Source organism: Micromonospora zhanjiangensis, assembly GCF_042650605.1.
GTDB lineage: Bacteria > Actinomycetota > Actinomycetes > Mycobacteriales > Micromonosporaceae > Micromonospora_J > Micromonospora_J zhanjiangensis.
Map to the genome: position 1 here is coordinate 234596 of NZ_JBHSBN010000002.1, position 16170 is coordinate 250765.

14 protein-coding genes are annotated in these 16170 nt (G+C 74.2%); 9 read left to right on the forward strand and 5 right to left on the reverse strand.

Annotated elements, in window-relative coordinates:
* Positions 1-66 precede the first annotated feature (66 nt).
* On the reverse strand, positions 67-666 hold the full coding sequence (locus ACFOX0_RS04180) for a PadR family transcriptional regulator (protein WP_377542137.1): 600 nt from the start codon (positions 664-666) through the stop codon (positions 67-69).
* 129 nt (positions 667-795) lie between these two features.
* Here ACFOX0_RS04180 and ACFOX0_RS04185 point away from each other — a divergent pair, with 129 nt between their 5' ends.
* From ACFOX0_RS04185 to ACFOX0_RS04205, 5 genes are all read left to right on the forward strand, one after another.
* A complete protein-coding gene (locus ACFOX0_RS04185) occupies positions 796-2019 on the forward strand; it encodes an MFS transporter (RefSeq protein ID WP_377542138.1) in 1224 nt (407 codons plus the stop codon).
* A gap of 92 nt (positions 2020-2111) precedes the next feature.
* Positions 2112-2951: a GNAT family N-acetyltransferase gene (locus ACFOX0_RS04190; protein WP_377542139.1), complete on the forward strand. Its 840-nt coding sequence runs from the start codon at positions 2112-2114 to the stop codon at positions 2949-2951.
* Between the two features lie 218 nt (positions 2952-3169).
* The gene (locus tag ACFOX0_RS04195) at positions 3170-3814 is read left to right on the forward strand and encodes an ABC transporter ATP-binding protein (RefSeq protein ID WP_377542140.1); all 645 of its coding nucleotides are present in this window, start codon (positions 3170-3172) and stop codon (positions 3812-3814) included.
* On the forward strand, positions 3814-5964 hold the full coding sequence (locus ACFOX0_RS04200; RefSeq protein WP_377542141.1) for a YhgE/Pip family protein: 2151 nt from the start codon (positions 3814-3816) through the stop codon (positions 5962-5964). The genes ACFOX0_RS04195 and ACFOX0_RS04200 overlap by 1 nt, the downstream gene beginning before the upstream one ends.
* 74 nt (positions 5965-6038) lie before the next feature.
* A complete protein-coding gene (locus ACFOX0_RS04205) occupies positions 6039-6632 on the forward strand; it encodes a TetR/AcrR family transcriptional regulator (RefSeq protein ID WP_377542143.1) in 594 nt (197 codons plus the stop codon).
* A gap of 154 nt (positions 6633-6786) precedes the next feature.
* Here ACFOX0_RS04205 and ACFOX0_RS04210 read toward each other — a convergent pair whose 3' ends face one another.
* The 4 genes from ACFOX0_RS04210 to ACFOX0_RS04225 form a co-directional block, all read right to left on the reverse strand.
* Positions 6787-7854 carry an NADH:flavin oxidoreductase/NADH oxidase gene (locus tag ACFOX0_RS04210; RefSeq protein WP_377542145.1) on the reverse strand — a complete coding sequence of 356 codons (1068 nt, stop codon included), beginning with the start codon at positions 7852-7854 and terminating at the stop codon, positions 6787-6789.
* Between the two features lie 103 nt (positions 7855-7957).
* Positions 7958-9277, reverse strand: coding sequence for a dicarboxylate/amino acid:cation symporter (locus tag ACFOX0_RS04215; RefSeq protein WP_377542518.1), 1320 nt, complete (start codon positions 9275-9277; stop codon positions 7958-7960).
* A gap of 223 nt (positions 9278-9500) precedes the next feature.
* Positions 9501-10190 (reverse strand): DUF998 domain-containing protein, encoded by a 690-nt coding sequence (locus tag ACFOX0_RS04220; protein ID WP_377542146.1) that lies wholly within the window; start codon positions 10188-10190, stop codon positions 9501-9503.
* On the reverse strand, positions 10183-11148 hold the full coding sequence (locus ACFOX0_RS04225) for a glutathione S-transferase family protein (RefSeq protein ID WP_377542147.1): 966 nt from the start codon (positions 11146-11148) through the stop codon (positions 10183-10185). Before ACFOX0_RS04225 ends, ACFOX0_RS04220 begins: the two co-directional genes overlap by 8 nt.
* 166 nt (positions 11149-11314) lie before the next feature.
* On the opposite strand from ACFOX0_RS04225, the gene pcaF reads away from it, so the two are divergent.
* The 4 genes from pcaF to ACFOX0_RS04245 all read left to right on the forward strand — a co-directional run bounded on the left by pcaF (position 11315) and on the right by ACFOX0_RS04245 (position 16147).
* Complete coding sequence (pcaF, locus tag ACFOX0_RS04230) at positions 11315-12520, forward strand: 3-oxoadipyl-CoA thiolase (protein WP_377542148.1); 1206 nt, start codon at positions 11315-11317, stop codon at positions 12518-12520.
* Positions 12521-12640: 120 nt separating this feature from the next.
* Entirely contained in the window at positions 12641-13459 is an 819-nt protein-coding gene (locus ACFOX0_RS04235; protein WP_377542149.1) for an SAM-dependent methyltransferase, read from the forward strand.
* Positions 13460-13461: 2 nt separating this feature from the next.
* A complete protein-coding gene (locus ACFOX0_RS04240) occupies positions 13462-15642 on the forward strand; it encodes a putative bifunctional diguanylate cyclase/phosphodiesterase (RefSeq protein WP_377542151.1) in 2181 nt (726 codons plus the stop codon).
* A 4-nt stretch (positions 15643-15646) separates the two neighbouring features.
* On the forward strand, positions 15647-16147 hold the full coding sequence (locus tag ACFOX0_RS04245) for a DUF456 domain-containing protein (RefSeq protein ID WP_377542152.1): 501 nt from the start codon (positions 15647-15649) through the stop codon (positions 16145-16147).
* The last annotated feature ends 23 nt before the right edge of the window (positions 16148-16170 follow it).

Sequence of the window (16170 nt, forward strand, 5' to 3'; positions counted from 1 at the left end):
CGCTTCGTCTCTTGACGGGTGCTGCCCGATGAGTCGTGCTGCCTTACGGGCTTGACGGGTGGCGGTTCAGGTGTCGTCGGACTCGGCGAGGATGGCGTAGAGCTTGCGGCGGGTCTCGTCGAGGACCTGGGCGGCCCGCTCCCGCTGGTCGTCGGTGCCGGTCATCATCACCTGGCGCAGGGCGTTCATCGCCTGGAAGCCGGAGTCCCGGATGCCCTGCCAGCTGTTGACCGTCTCCTCGGCGAACGCGTTCCAGGGCGGCGTCTCGGCCGCCCGGCTCGCCTCCTCGCGGCCGGCGTCGGTGAGCGTGAAGCGCTTCCGACCGCCGCCCGACTCCTCGGTGACGCCGACGATGACGCCCTCGTCCTCGAGTAGTTGCAGGGTCGGGTAGACCGACCCGGGGCTCGGCCGCCACGCGCCGCCGGTGCGGGTGTCCAGCTCCTGGATCATCTCGTAGCCGTGCATCGGGCGCTCGACGAGCAGCGCCAGCAGGGCGGCCCGGACGTTGGGGCGGGTGCCGCGCCCGCGTCCCCGGCCCGCGCCCCGGCCGAACCCGCCGGCACCCCAGCCGTGCGGACCGCCGGGGCCGCCGAATGGGAAGCCGGGGAAGCCGAAGCCGCGCATCCGCGCCTCGTGCAGTGCCTGAAAACCTCGGTGGTGACCCATCACGGATCTCCTTTCGGCGTATCGCTGATGCATTGACGATATATCGGCAATGCATCAGCGGCAAGAGGCGGTGTGGCGCCGGTCACGGGTATCTAGCAAACCGTACGTACGTATTGTTTGATCGTGGTCATGCGTCTGCTCCCGGAACCCGGCGCCGCCCGCGTGCTCGTCCTCTCCACCCTGGTCAACACCGTCGGGCGGGGGGTCTGGCTGACCGTCAGCGCGCTGTTCCTGACCCGGTCGGCCGGCCTCTCGGTGACCGAGGTCGGTCTCGGCCTGACCGCGACCGCGCTGGTCAACCTGGTCGCCAGCGCCCCGATGGGCTACCTGGCCGACCGGTACGGCCCGCGCGGGGTCCAGTTGGTCGGGCTGGTCGCCTCCGGCTTCTGTTCCGCGGCCCTGCTCACGGTCCGGTCGCTACCGGCGTTCCTGATCGTCGGGGCCGCCACCGCGCTGGCCGACGCCGCGGCCAAGGGTGCCCGTGGCGCGATCATCGCCGGTGCCGTGCCGCCCGGGGAACGCGTACGGACCCGGGCCTACCTGCGGGCCGTCACCAACGTCGGCATCTCGTTCGGGGCGGTCGCCGCCGGCTTCGGCATCGCGGTCGACACCCGGCCGGCCTACGTCAGCCTGGTCCTCGTCGACGCGGCCACCTTCCTGCTCGCCGCGGCGATCCTCGTCCGGCTGGCGCCGATCCCGCCGGTGCCGGCGCCGACCCACGGGCCGCGGCTGGTCGCGTTGCGGGACCGGCCGTTCCTGGCCTTCACGGTGCTCGACGGGCTGATGTCGATGCACTTCGGCCTGCTCAACATCGCCCTGCCGTTGTGGATCTCCGGGCATACCCACGCGCCGCGTTGGCTGATCTCGGCGTTGATGTTGGGGAACACGGTCGTGGTCGTCCTCTTCCAGGTCCGGGCCGCGCGCGGGACCGAGGAACTTTCCGGTGCGGCCCGGGCGTCCCGCCGGGCGGGTGTGGCCGTCGCGCTGGCCTGTGTGCTGTTCGCCGCCGGTGGGCTGGTGTCCACCGGGTTCGCCGTCGTCCTGCTGGTCGCCGGGTCGCTCGCGCACGTGACCGGCGAGTTGTGGCAGTCCGCCGCCGGCTGGGGGATCTCCTTCGGGTTGGCCCCGGCCGACGCGCACGGTCAGTACCAGGGCACGTACGGGATGGGCATGCAGCTCGGCAGCATGCTGGCGCCGGTCGTGGTCACCACCCTGGCCATCCGGTGGGGAGTACCCGGCTGGCTGCTGCTCGGCGCGTTCTTCGCGCTGGTGGGCCTGCTGCTGCCGCCGGTGGTCCGGTGGGCGGCCCGGACCCGACCGGTGGCGCCCGGAAAGCCGGTCACCGTCGGCTGAGCGGTCCGTCGCCGGTACGGGCACCGGCTCGGGGAATGATCACTCCACCCGTCGGGGACGTTCTCCGGTGCCCGGTCTGGCAGGCTGTAGGCGTGTTGGTGGCGCCGGTACGACAGCTGGGTGAGTCCGAGCGGAGCGCGGTGGAGCGGCTGCTCGACCTCGACCCGTTCGCGGCGGCCCAGGTGGCCGAGCGGGTCACCGCCCGAGGGCTGTCCTGGTGGCGGGCCGACGGCCGGATCCTCGGCTACGGTTCCCGTCGCCGGCTGGAGGCGTTGTGCTGGCTCGGTGGTCACCTGACCCCGGTGCTCGCCTCGAAACCGGCCGTGCAGGCCTTCGCCGAGCAACTCGGCGCCGAGGAGCGGATCTGTTCGTCCATCGTCGGGCGGGCCGACGCCGTGCTCGGGCTCTGGGAGCGGCTGTCCGACCGGTGGGGACCGGCCCGGGAGGTGCGGACCAACCAGCCGCTGCTGGCCATCGACGCCGTACCGGCGGTGCCGGCCGACCCGTACGTCCGGTTGGTCCGGTCGGGTGAGGTGGACCGGCTGTTTCCGGCGGCGGTGGCGATGTACACCGAGGAGGTCGGCGTCTCGCCGCTGGGCGAGGACGCCGGGCGGGGCTACCGGCGACGGATCAACGAGCTGGTCCGCTCGCGCCGGGCGTACGCCCGGTTCGTGGACGGCGAGGTGGTCTTCAAGGCCGAGCTGGCGGTGGTCACCCGGCGGACGGCCCAGGTGCAGGGCGTCTGGGTGGCGCCCGGGTGGCGCGGGCGCGGCCTGGCCGCCGCCGCCATGGCGGCCGTGGTCCGCGACGCGCTGACCCGCGTGGCCCCGACCGTGAGCCTGTACGTGAACGACTACAACCTGCCTGCCCGGCGGGTCTACCAGCGCTGCGGCTTCCGCCCGGTCGGCACCTTCGCCACCGTGCTGTTCTGACCGCCGGGCTTCCGGTGCCGGCCGCGTTTCCGCGGGCCCGCTGACCGGGGGCGGTTCAGTCCCGACCCCTGCCACCCGGCGTCGGCCGGTCGCTGCCGGCCCGTGCGGCAGCGCCGACGGCGGTGCTGTTCCCGAGGTCACCCCCCGTGTGGATGCGACGCGTCGACTCATGTTTTTATACTGACTGGTCAGATCAATTTTCTGGGAGGGGTCGGATCGTGCGGGTGCTGAGGGCCGAGGGGCTGGGCGCGCGGAGCCGACGGGGCTGGCTGTTCCGGCACGTCGACCTCGACGTCGACCGGGGCTCCGTACTGGCCGTGACCGGTCGCCCGGGCAGCGGGCGCACCTCGCTGCTGCTCGCGCTGGCCGGCCGGTTCGCCACCAGCGAGGGCACCGTCTGGCGGGACGGCGTCGCGGCGCTCGGGCAGGTGCCCGGGGTGCACGAGCCGGAGCCGGCGCTGACGGTGGCCGAACACCTCGAGGAGCGGCTGTTGCTGCTCGGCGCGGACCGGCCGGCCCTGTCCCGGCTGACGCCGTTCACCCGCCGCCGGGAGCGGCGCGACCTGCGCACCCGCCGGGTGGCGGATGCCCTGGCCCGGTACGCCGACGAACTCGATCCGGGTCTGCGCGGCCGGGACCTCACCGGCTACCAGCGACAACTGCTCGGCCTCGCCCTGGCCGACCTGGAACGGCCGGCGCTGGTGCTGGTCGACGACGTGGACACCGGACTCGACGCCGCCGAGCGGACCCGTATCTGGACCGCCCTGCACGACCTGGCCGCCCGCGGTCCGGCCGTGATCGCCGCCGGCCGGGAAACCGACCCGACCGGCCGCGCGGACGCATACGAGATGGGACAGTCTTGATGAAGACGTTGCGGCTCGCCCGCTTCGAACTACGCCGATTCACCCGGGGCCGGCTGCCCGCCGCGGCCCTGGCCGTCCTCACCGTGATCCCGCTGCTGTACGGGGCGCTCTACCTGGCCGCCTTCTGGGATCCGTACAGCCACCTCAACCGGATCCCGGTGGCGCTGGTCGACGACGACCGGACCGCCACGGCCCCGGACGGCTCGCCGGTGCACGCCGGCCGGGACCTCACCGACGAGCTGCTGGACCGGCAGATCTTCGACTGGCAGGTCACCGACGCCGGGCAGGCCGAGCGGGGACTGCGGGACGGCCGCTACCACCTGGTGTTCCACATCCCGGCGGACTTCTCGGCGGCGCTGGCCACCGGCACCGACCCGAACACGGTGGCCCGGCGCGGCGAGCTGAGCGTGGTCAGCGACGACGCCACGAACTACCTGTCCGGGCTGCTGGCCCGATCGGCGTTCAGCGAGATCCGGGCCGCCGCCGCGGAGAGTGCCGCGGGGAAGTACTTCGACGGGATGCTGATCGGCTTCGGCGATCTCAAGTCGAAGACCGGCGAGGCCGCCGACGGGGCCGGGAAGCTGCGCGACGGCGCGGGTGCGGCCGCCGACGGCGCCGGAGCGCTGGCCGGCGGCGCCGGGAGCGCCAGGAACGGTGCCGACCGGCTCACCACCGGGCTCGACAGCGCGACCACCGGCGCCGAGCAACTCGCCACCGGCCTGGCCGCGCTGGACGCCGGCAGCGCGCAGCTCGCCGCCGGCGCCGACCGGGCCGCGAAGCAGACCAGCGCCGCGGCAGACCAGGTCAACGGCGCCATCGACACCTGGGAGCCGGTGCTGCGCCGCAACGCCACCAGGATCGCCGACGCCGCCACGGTGATCGCGGACGGGGCCCAGGCCCTGGCCGACAACCTCGACGCGCTGCCGGCCCGGGCGGACGCGGTGGCGAAGCAGGCCATTGCCGCCCGGGACCGGCTGGACGCACTGGTCAAGGCCCACCCCGAGCTGGCCGACGACCCGAACCTGACGGCGGCCCGGAACACCATGGACACCCTGGTCGCGTCCGCCGAGAAGATCAGGACCAGCCTGGACGAGGCCAACGTCGGACAGTTCCGGACCCGGCTGCTGTCGGTCGCGGCCACCGCCCGCCAGGTCGCGGCCGAGGCGCCGCACCTGGCCGACGACGTACGCGCCAAGCAGGCGGAACTGAACAAGCTGGTGGACGGGCTGAACGCGCTGGCCGACGGCGCGGACAAGATCAGCCAGGGCAGCCACCGGTCGGCCGTCGGCGTGGCCGACCTGCGGGACGGGCTGTACCGGCTCTCCACCGGCGCCCGCGAGTTGGACGGCGGACTCGGTCAGCTCGCGGCCGGCGGTCAGAAGCTGGTCGGCGGCATCTCGGCGCTGCAGTCGGGCGCCGGCAAGCTGGCCGACGGGCTCACCGACGGGGCGCGGCAGATCCCCGGCTTCGACGACGCGTCGAGCCGGGCGGACGTGCTCGGTGACCCGGTCTCGCTGGACCGCACCGCCCGCAACGCGGCCGCCACGTACGGAGTGGGCTTCGCGCCGTACTTCCTGGGGTTGGCCCTCTGGGTCGGCGCGATGATCACGTACATGTTGTTGCGGCCGCTGAACCGGCGGCACGTGATGTCCGGGGCGCCGGCCTGGCGGGTCGCGCTGGCCGGCTGGCTGCCCGGCCTGGCGGTCGGGCTGGCCCAGGCCACGGTGCTGTTCGCGGTGGTGACCCTGGCGTTGGACCTGGGGCCGGTGTCGCCGGTGCGGACGCTGGGGTTGCTGATGCTCACGGCGGCCACCTTCAGCGCGATCGTCCAGTTCCTCGGTGCCCGGCTCGGACCGGCCGGCCGGCTGGTGGCGCTGGCCCTGCTGATGCTGCAACTGACCTCGTCCGGCGGCACCTACCCGGTGCAGACCTCGCCGGGCTTCTTCCAGGCCATCCACCCGTACCTGCCGATGACCTACGTGGTGGACGGGCTGCGGCACACCGTCAACGGCGGCCCGGACGGGCCGGTGCTGATCGGGGCGCTGGTGCTCGCCGGGTTCGCGGCGGGCGCGGTCGCCCTGACCGTCGACTCGGCGCGACGCGCCCGGCGGATGACGCCGAGCACGCTGCATCCCGAGCTGACGATGTAGCAGACTGTCCCGGCCCGGGGGCGGACCCGGGCCGGGTCGCGGCCGGCGGTCGCGGTACGACGGAGGGGGCGAGGGTGACCGACGGACGGGCGCGGCGGCGGGTGGACACCCGGCAGCGGCTCTTCGAGGCCGCGGTGGAGTTGATCGCCGAGCAGGGCTTCTCCGCCACCACTGTCGACGACATCGCCGCCCGGGCGGGCGTGGCCAAGGGCACCGTCTACTACAACTTCGCGTCCAAGACGTCGCTGTTCGAGGAGCTGCTCCGGCACGGCATCGGGCTGCTCACCGAGCAGTTCCGGGCCGCGGTGGCCGGCCTGCCGCCGCGCCCGGCGCTGGCCGCGCTGGTCCGCGCCCAGTTGGAGTACATCCGCCGGTACCGGGCCTTCGCCCAACTGCTGCTGTCGGAGATGTGGCGGACCAACCGGGAGTGGCAGCAGACCTTGCGGCTGTTGCGCGCCGAGGCGATCGGCGTGATCGCCGAGACGGTACGGGCCGGCGTGGACGCCGGTGACCTGCCGGCCGACCTGGACGTGCAACTGGCCTCGTCGGCGCTGTTCGGGGTGGGCCTGGTGGTGGCCGTCGACTGGCTGGTCTTCCAGCCGGACCGGCCGGTCGAGGACGTCCAGGAGGCGCTGCTGGCCATCGTCCGCCGGGTCGCGCACACCTGACCGGCTCCGGGTCGGGCCGCCGGGTCGGTCGCGGGGGAGCGGACCGCGGCGGGCCGGAAGCGCGCGGCCGTACCGCGGGGTTCGCTCGCGGTACGGCCGCGCGGCCGGCTGGCCGTACCGCGGGGGTCGCCCGTCGTACGGCCGCGCTCGGCGCCTAGAAGGCGCGGAGGTACTGGTCCGGCCAGGCCGGCTCGGCGCCCAGCGCGGCGGCGGCCCGACGCGGCCAGTACGGGTCGCGCAGCAGTTCCCGGCCCAGCAGCACCAGGTCGGCCTGACCGTCCGCGACGATCCGCTCGGCCTGCTCCGGCTCGCTGATCAGACCCACCGCGCCGGTGGGCACCCCGGCCTCCCGCCGTACCCGGGCGGCCAGCGGCACCTGGTAGCCGGGACCGACCGGGATGTCCGCCCCGGGGACCGCGCCGCCGGACGAGCAGTCGACCAGGTCGACCCCGGCGGCGACCAGTTCCTTGGCCAGCACGACGCTGTCGGAGACCGTCCACCCGCCGTCGACCCAGTCGGTGGCAGAGATCCTGGCCAGCACCGGCACCTCGTCGCCGACCGCGGTCCGGACCGCGGCGGCCACCTCCAGCGGCAGCCGCATCCGGCCGGCCCGGTCACCGCCGTACCCGTCGGTGCGCCGGTTGGTCAGCGGGGACAGGAACTCGTGCAGCAGGTAGCCGTGCGCCGCGTGAATCTCCACGGCCGCGAATCCGGCGTCCACCGCCCGGGTCGCCGCCCGGGCGAACGCCGCGACGATCCCGGCCAGCCCGCTCCCGGCCAGCGCCACCGGGGTGCGGTAGTCCGGGGCGAACGGCTCGTCGCCGACCCCGACCGGGGTCCAGCCGCCATCGGCGTCCGCTACGCCGCCCCGCCGCGGGTCCCACGGCCGGTACGTCGACCCCTTGAACCCGGCGTGCGCGAGCTGCACCGCCGGCACGGCACCCTGGGCGGCGACGAACGTGGTGATCGGACGCCACGCGTCGACGTGGGCGGACGACCAGAGACCGGTGTCCTGCGGGCTGATCCGGCCCTCCGGCGCGACCGCGGTCGCCTCGGTGATCACCAGCCCGGCACCGCCCACGGCCCGGCTGCCCAGGTGCACCCGGTGCCAGTCGGTGGGCAGCCCGTCGGCGCCGGCGGAGTACTGGCACATCGGCGACACGGCGACCCGGTTGGGCAGCCGGACACCGCGCAGGTCGAGCGGGGTGAAAAGGACGCTCACGTGGTGTTCCTCCATTGCTGGGTCCCCGCCGGTGCCGTCCAGCCGTGCCGGGCGGCACCCTGGCCGCGCGGGACGGCGGGACGGTGAACGCGGTCGAACGGAATCAGGCGGGCACCGGCGTACGGTCGCCCGGCACCGGCCCGGGGCCCGGGCGCCCGGCCGGCTCGTCGACCGGGTCCGGCTCGGTCAGGTCGCGCCGACCGGCCGAGTCGTACGCGGCCCGGTCCAGGACCCCCTCGCGGGCGGCGACCACGGTGGGCACCAGCGCCTGCCCGGCCACGTTGGTGGCGGTGCGCATCATGTCCAGGATCGGGTCGATGGCCAGCAGCAGGCCGGCGCCGGCCAGCGGCAGGCCCAGCGTGCTCAGCGTCAGGGTGAGCATCACCAGCGCGCCGGTCAGGCCGGCGGTGGCCGCGGAACCGACCACCGACACGAAGGCGATCAGCACGTAGTCCAGGGGACGCAGGGGCACCCCGAACACCTGGGCCACGAAGATCGCGGCCAGCGCCGGGTAGACCGCCGCGCAGCCGTCCATCTTGGTGGTCGCGCCGAACGGGACCGCGAACGAGGCGTACTCGCGGGGCACGCCGAGCCGCTCCACCGACTGCTGGGTCACCGGCATGGTGCCGACCGAGGAGCGGGACACGAAGGCCAGCTCGATGGCCGGCCAGGCACCGGCGTAGAAGCGCAGCGGGTTGAGCCGGCCGGCCAGGCCCAGCACCAGCGGGTAGACGACCACCAGCACGATCGCGCAGCCGACGTAGACGGCCGTGGTGAACTTCGCCAGCGGGGCGAGCAGGTCCCATCCGTACGCCTCGACGGCGTGGCCGATCAGGCCGAGGGTGCCGATCGGGGCAAGTCGGATGACCCACCAGAGGGCCTTCTGCACGATGGCCAGCACGGCGCGGTTCAGCTCCACGAACGGCTCGGCGGCCTTGCCGACCAGCAGCGCGGCGGCGCCGACCACGACGGCGAGGAAGACGATCTGCAGGACGTTGCCCTCGACGAAGGCGGCGACCGGGTTGGTCGGGACGATGCCGCTGAGGAAGTCGGTCCAGCCGCCTTGCTTCTTGGGCGGTGTGGCGCCGGCCACGTCGAGGGTGACCCCGCGGCCGGGGTTCACCAGCAGGCCGAGCCCGATGCCGACGCCGACGGAGATCAGCGCGGTGATGGCGAACCACATCAAGGTCTTCAGCGCCAGCCGGGCCGCGTTGGCCACGCCGCGCAGGCTGACCACGCTGACCACCAGGGCGGTGAACACCAGCGGCGGTACGGCGAGCTTCAACAGCTGGACGAAGAGGCCGCCGACGGTGCCGAGGGTGCTGCCCAGCCAGCCGACGTCGCCGATCCGGGCGACGTAGCCGAGCAGCAGACCGAGCACGAGGCCGAGCAGGATCTGTACGGAGAAGGGGATCTTGCGCAGGGCGGAGGGCATGACTTTCCAATGAGGGTCTGGTCGCGGGACCGGTGGGGTCCGCGCGGGTCAACGGCCGGGGTCAGCGGGGCGACGGGACCGGACAGACGCCACTGGCCAGCCGTCGGAGGTCGACGTACAGGCGGCGGGTGAAGAACCAGACGTGAAGCATCGCGGCCCGACAGTACCCCTGGTGGTCGACCCGTGGAAGTGGTGGACGCCGTGACGCTCCTTACCAGTCCGGCGGGAATGCGGGCCCGTCGGATGGCCCCGACCCGCGGTGGGCGGTGGCCGGGACGCCGCCGGCCGGCGCCGGCGGCCGGTGCCCGGCGGAAATGATCATCGCGAGGATGGTGGCCCAGGCCAGCACGTCGGCGAGGAGCAGCCGCTCCAGCAGGCCGGTGACCGTGCCGCGACCGACGGCGAGCATGGCCAGGCCGACCGCTCCGGACAGCGGCAGCGCCACCGCCAGCGCGGTACCGGACCAGCGGCGGATCGCGCCGGGCGGCGCCGACCAGGTCACCACCAGCATGGCGAACACGCAACCGGCCACCGCGGCCACGCTCGCGCCGCCGTGCACCAGGTCCGCCACCCCGGCCCGTTCGAACGGCGGCAGCGGGCAGCCGTCGGAGCAGGTGACGACGCCGGACAGCACGGTGCCCGCGGCGCTCGCGCCGAGCAGGCCGACCGCGTACCGCAGCGCCGCGGGCAGCGCCACGGCCAGCAGCGCCAGCCCCGCGGCCAGGCCGAAAACCCCGAGCCGGTACGTCGTGGCGTACCGGCTCGCCGTGACGCCGGCCTCGCTCACGTACCCGGACAGGCCCGGGCTGGGCCCGGCGACCACGGCCAGCACGACCGCGGCGGCGCCGGCCGTGGCGCAGACCGCCGCCCCGGCCGCCGCGGCCCGGCGTGGTTCAGCCACGCCCGTGCGGGGTGGTCCAGCCGGACGGGTCGGGACCGAGCGGGACGATGCCGGTCGGGTTGATCGCCGGGTGGGTGCCGTAGTAGTGCCGCTTGATGTGGTCGAAGTCCACCGTGTCTCCGAAACCGGGCGTCTGGTAGAGATCCCGGGCGTACGCCCACAGCACCGGCATCTCGCTGAGCTTGTTCCGGTTGCACTTGAAGTGGTTGTGGTAGACGGCGTCGAACCGGACCAGGGTGGTGAACAGCCGGATGTCCGCCTCGGTGAGCACGTCGCCCATCAGGTAGCGGCGGTCGGTCAGCCGCTCCGACAGCGCGTCCAGCCGGTCGAACAACGCCCGGTACGCCTCCTCGTACGCCTGCTGGCCGACCGCGAAGCCGCACCGGTAGACGCCGTTGTTGACGTCCCGGTGGATGTCGGCCATCAACCGGTCCAGCTCGGCCCGCAGCTCCCGCGGGTAGAGGTCCGGCGCGCCGGCCCGGTGCAGCGCCCGCCACTGGGTGGAGAAGTCCAGGGTGAGCTGCGGGTAGTCGTTGCTGACCACCCGCCCGGTCACCGTGTCGACCAGCGCCGGGACGGTCACCCGACCGACGAAGTCCGGGTCGCTGGCCCGGTACGTCTGCGCCAGGTACTCGACGCCGAGCACCGGGTCCCGCCCGTCGGGGTCCAGCGTGAACCGCCAGCCCCGCTCGTCCCGGATCGGGTCCACGGTGCCGATCCCGATCGCCTCGTCGAGGCCGAGCAGCCCGAGCACGATCCGGGCCCGGTGCGCCCACGGGCAGGCCCGCGACCAGATCAGCCGGTACCGGCCGGCCTGCACCGGCCAGCGGCCCGCCTCGTCCGGCCCGTCGCCGGGGGCGGCGTCCGAGTCGGCGGTGACCCGGTCGGTGAACCGGTTGGGCTGCCGAACGAACTCCCCGGTCGCGGCGGTCTCCCTGGTGAACTGTGCCTGGGCCATGGGGCAAACCTATCCTCCGGCCGGCCCCGGTGGCGTCGCCCGCCGGTCCGGCCGCCGCCGGGCGGACCGCCGTGGCCCGGCTATCCTGGCCGGCAGTCGTCGGCCCGAGACCCGGTGCCGGCGACCGCCCGGTGCCCACCCCCGCCACCCCCGAAGGGTTGACCGCATGACCGCCGCGTTCCTGGTGTCCGGTGTCCGCACCCCGATCGGCCGCTACGGCGGCGCGCTGGCCGGCGTCCGCCCCGACGACCTGGCCGCGCACGTCATCCGCGAGTTGGTGGGCCGGCACCCCTCGGTGGACTGGGCGGCGGTCGACGACGTGCTGCTGGGCTGCGCCAACCAGGCCGGTGAGGACAACCGCAACGTGGCCCGGATGGCGGCCCTGCTCGGCGGGCTGCCGGAGGGCGTACCCGGGAGCACGGTCAACCGGCTGTGCGGGTCCGGGCTGGACGCGCTGGCCTCGGCGGCCCGGTCGATCGTGGCCGGCGAGGCCGACCTGGTGGTCGCGGGCGGGGTGGAGAGCATGAGCCGGGCCCCGTTCGTCATGCCGAAGGCCGCCACCGCCTGGTCGCGCAGCGCGGAGGTGTTCGACACCACGCTGGGCTGGCGGTTCGTCAACCCGGTGATGCGTTCCGGCTGGGGCATCGACTCGATGCCGGAGACCGCGGAGAACGTGGCCGCCGAGTTCGGTGTCGACCGGTCCGCGCAGGACGAGTTCGCGCTGCGTTCGCAGCAGCGCGCCGCCAAGGCGCAGGCCGACGGCCGGCTGGCCGAGGAGATCGCCCCGGTCACCGTGCCGGCCGGCCGGCACGGCAGCACGCTTGTCGACCGCGACGAGCACCCCCGGGAGACCACCCTGGAGAAGCTGTCCGCGCTGCCCACCCCGTTCCGCGACGGCGGCACGGTGACCGCCGGGAACTCCTCCGGCGTCAACGACGGCGCGGTCGCCCTGCTGGTGGCGAGCGAGGCCGCCGTGCACCGGTACGGGCTGACCCCGCTGGCCCGGATCGCGGGCACCGCAGCGGCCGGCGTGTCGCCCCGGATCATGGGGATGGGACCGGTGCCGGCGACCCGGCGGCTGCTCGACCGGCGCGGGCTCACCCTGGCCGACGTGGACCTCGTCGAACTCAACGAGGCGTTCGCCGCGCAGGCCGTCGCGGTGCTGCGCGAGCTTGGCCTGCCGGCGGACGCCGAGCACGTCAACCCGAACGGCGGGGCGATCGCGCTGGGACACCCGCTGGGCGCCAGCGGTGCCCGGCTGGCGCTGACCGCGGCGTTGGAGTTGAACCGCCGGGGTGCGCGCCGGGCGTTGTGCACGATGTGCATCGGCGTCGGGCAGGGCATCGCGATGCTGCTGGAGCCGGCCGGCTGAGCCGCTCGGCCGGGCGGTCGGCGCGATGCAATTTCGGATCTGCACATCCACGGAGATCCGCCGTATGCTCAGGACCGCTGACCCGGCGGCCGTACCGCCGGACGGACGAGTCGAGGCGACATGCAGCAGCCGGACGAACTGCCCGCGGAGATCGACCTGAAACGGCCGAGCGCGGCCCGGGTCTACGACTACTTCCTCGGTGGTGCGCACAACTTCGAGATCGACCGCCAGTTGGCGGAGCAGATCGCGGCCATGACGCCGAACCTGGCGGACACCATGCGGGCCGGCCGGGCATTCCTGCGCCGGGCGGTACGGGTGATCGCCGAGGCGGGGGTCGACCAGTTCCTGGACATCGGCTCGGGCATCCCCACCGTCGGCAACGTGCACGAGGTGGCCCAGGCGATCAACCCGGCGGCCCGGATCGTCTACGTCGACATCGACCCGGTCGCGGTGGCGCACAGCCGGGAGATCCTGGCCGGCAACGACCGGGCCGCCGTGCTCCACGCCGACCTGCGCGAACCGGACCGGATCCTGGCCGGGGCGGCCGACTCCGGTCTGATCGACTTCAGCCGGCCGGTCGCCGTCCTGCTGGCCGGCGTCGTGCACTTCGTGCCGGACGCCGACGACCCGGCGAAGATCCTGGACACTCTGCGCCGGGCCACCGCGCCGGGCAGCTACCTGGTCGTCTCGCACTCGACGTACGAGGACCAGCCGCGGGAGATGCTCGACGCGCAACGGCTGTCGGGGCGTACCGCGACCGAGATCACGCTGCGGTCCCGGGCCGAGATCACCGGCTTCTTCGGCGACTTCACCCTGCTCGAACCGGGCGTGGTGCACATGCCGCTGTGGCGCCCGGACGCGCCGTCCGACGTGGCCGACCAGCCGGAGCGGTACGGCGCGTTCGGTGGGGTCGGCCGCAACGACCGGACGGCCGGATAACCATGTCCGCCCCGCCACCGGCGCCGACGCCCGGCGAGCGGTTCGACCAGCCGGGCGCCGCCCGGTACGCCGCCCGGTGGGCGCACGCGGTGGCCCGGCTCGGGTTCGTGCCGATGAGTTCCGCCGAGGTCGAACGGTTACTGCACGCGCACACCCTGACCCTGGCCCGGGCACTGGTGGCCGAGCCGTTCGACGCCGGTCCGGCGTACCGCGTGGGCCAGGCACTGGTCGCGCTGCCGCTCACCGAGCCGGACATGCTCGACTGGTCGGTCCGGGCGCTGGGGGAGGAGTTCCTGCCCGCCGTACTGCCGGACCGGACGCCGGGCGGGGCGGGCCGGGACCGGGTCGCGGGCCTGCAGGGGCGGCTGTCCGCCGGCTTCGCGCGGGCGCTGCGCGACCGCACCTTCACCCAGCAGGAACGCATCGCCCGGTCGGCCTGGCAGGCCCGGGACGCGGTGGAACAGGCGTTGCGGGACAGCGAGGCCCGGTTCCGGGCGGTGTTCACCGGTGCCGCCATCGGCATCGGGATCGCCGACCTGGACGGCCGGATCCTGGAGGTCAACCAGCCGTTCGCCGACATGCTCGGCTACTCGGAGACCGAGCTGCGCCGGCGCAACGTGGCGGCGCTGTTCCACGCGGACGACGCCGCCGGCATGTGGGAGCTGTACCGCGAGCTGATCGAGGGCAAGCGCGACGCGGTACGGGTGGAGAAGCGCTACTACCGCCGGGACGGCCGGCCGGTCTGGACCGACCTGGCGGTGTCCCTGATCCGGCACGACGACGGCCGGCCCCGGTTCACCGTGGCCATGGTCGAGGACATCACCGAGCGGTACGAACTCCAGCAGCGGCTGCGGTTCCAGGCCCTGCACGACCCGCTCACCGGTCTGCCCAACCGCACCCTGTTCTTCGAACGGCTGGCGGGGGTGTTCGCCGACCCGTCACCCGAGCGCCGGGTCGGGGTGTGCTTCCTGGACCTGGACGGGTTCAAGGCGGTCAACGACACCCTGGGACACGACCTCGGGGACCGGTTGCTGGTCGTGGTGGCCGGCCGGTTGGCCGACTGCGTCGCCGGTCAGGGCCACCTGGTGGCCCGGATGGGCGGTGACGAGTTCGTCATCCTGGTCGACCCGAGCACGGCGGAGCGGGACGTCGTGGCGGTGGCCGACGCGGCCCTCGCGGTGGTCGCCGAACCGGTACGCCTCGGCGACCACGAACTGGCCGTCACGGCCAGCATCGGCATCGTCGAGTGCCCGGTCGCCGGCACCGACTCGTCGGAGCTGATGCGGGCCGCCGACACCACCCTCTACTGGGCCAAGGGGGACGGCCGCGGCCGGTGGGCGGTGTACGACCCGGAGCGCAGCGCCCGGGACAGCGCCGCGGCGGCCCTGGCCGCCGGGTTGCCGCTGGCCCTGGAGCGGGACGAGTTCACCGTCCACTACCAACCCATCGTGGCGCTCTCGGACGGCACGGTCTGCGCCGTCGAGGCGTTGGTGCGCTGGCAGCACCCGCGGCTGGGGCTGCTCGGTCCGGACCGGTTCATCGGGCTGGCCGAGGAGACCGGCATGATCGTCCCGCTCGGCCGGTGGGTGCTGGAGCAGGCCTGCCGGGACGGCAGCCGCTGGGCGCGGGAGTATCCGGACACCCCGCTGGTGGTCAGCGTCAACCTCGCCGTCCGGCAGGTCAGCGACCCGGGCATCGTGACGGCCGTCGGCGCGGTGCTGCGGGACACCGGCCTGCCGCCGAAGCTGTTGCAACTGGAGCTGACCGAGAGCGCGGTGATGGCCACCAGCGGGGAGCCGGTCCGCTCGCTGCGCCGGATGGCCGCCCTGGGGGTACGCCTGGCCATCGACGACTTCGGCACCGGCTACTCCAACCTGGCGTACCTGCGCCGGTTGCCGATCCACTCGCTGAAGCTGGCCGGCCAGTTCGTCGAGTCCCTCCGGTCCGGCGACCCGCAGGCCCTGGTGGACGAGCGGATCGTCGACGCGCTGGTCCGGCTGGCGCACGCGTTGGACCTCTCGGTCACCGCCGAGGCGGTGGAGACCGGCGGCCAGGCCGACCGGCTCCGGGTGCTCGGCTGCGACACCGGCCAGGGGCGGCTCTTCGGCGCGCCGGTGCCGGCCGAGGAGATCACCGCCCGACTCGGCGGACGTGACAGGTCGACCACCTCTGCGGCAGGCTGACCGGGTGGACCTGACCGAGACGCACACGCTGGTCAACTTCCTCGCCGGGCTGTGCATCGTCGTCGGCCTGGCCGGCATCGTCCTGCCCGGCCTGCCCGCCCTGCCGCTGTGCTGGCTCGGCGTCCTGGTCTGGGCGGTGTTCGGCGCCGGCGGGTGGGGCCGGTGGCTGGTGCTCGGCGTCGCCACCGTGCTGGCCGTGGGCGGGACGGTGGTCAAGTTCGCCTGGCCGGGGCGGGCCCTCAAACGCACCGGGGTGCCCACCCTGTCGATGGTGGCCGGCGGGGTGCTCGGCATCGTGGGCTTCTTCGTGGTACCGGTGATCGGGTTGCCGCTCGGGTTCGTGCTGGGCGTCTGGCTGGCCGAGTGGGCCCGGCTCGGTGACTCGCGGCTGGCCTGGCCGTCCACCAAGCACGCGGTCAAGGCCGCCGGGCTGGCCATCCTGATCGAGTTGGGCGCCGGGCTCGGCATCGCGGTCGCCTGGATGTTCGGGCTCGCCCTGGCCTGACGGCCGCACTCGTCCGCGTGGTC

Bases quoted from the DNA above. Each gene is read 5' to 3' on its own strand.
- ACFOX0_RS04200 (WP_377542141.1), top strand. From the start codon at position 3,814: ATGAAGACGTTGCGGCTCGCCCGCTTCGAACTACGCCGATTCACCCGG.
- ACFOX0_RS04185 (WP_377542138.1), top strand. From the start codon at position 796: ATGCGTCTGCTCCCGGAACCCGGCGCCGCCCGCGTGCTCGTCCTCTCC.
- ACFOX0_RS04240 (WP_377542151.1), top strand. From the start codon at position 13,462: ATGTCCGCCCCGCCACCGGCGCCGACGCCCGGCGAGCGGTTCGACCAG.
- pcaF (WP_377542148.1), top strand. From the start codon at position 11,315: ATGACCGCCGCGTTCCTGGTGTCCGGTGTCCGCACCCCGATCGGCCGC.
- ACFOX0_RS04225 (WP_377542147.1), bottom strand. From the start codon at position 11,148: ATGGCCCAGGCACAGTTCACCAGGGAGACCGCCGCGACCGGGGAGTTC.
- ACFOX0_RS04235 (WP_377542149.1), top strand. From the start codon at position 12,641: ATGCAGCAGCCGGACGAACTGCCCGCGGAGATCGACCTGAAACGGCCG.
- ACFOX0_RS04180 (WP_377542137.1), bottom strand. From the start codon at position 666: ATGGGTCACCACCGAGGTTTTCAGGCACTGCACGAGGCGCGGATGCGC.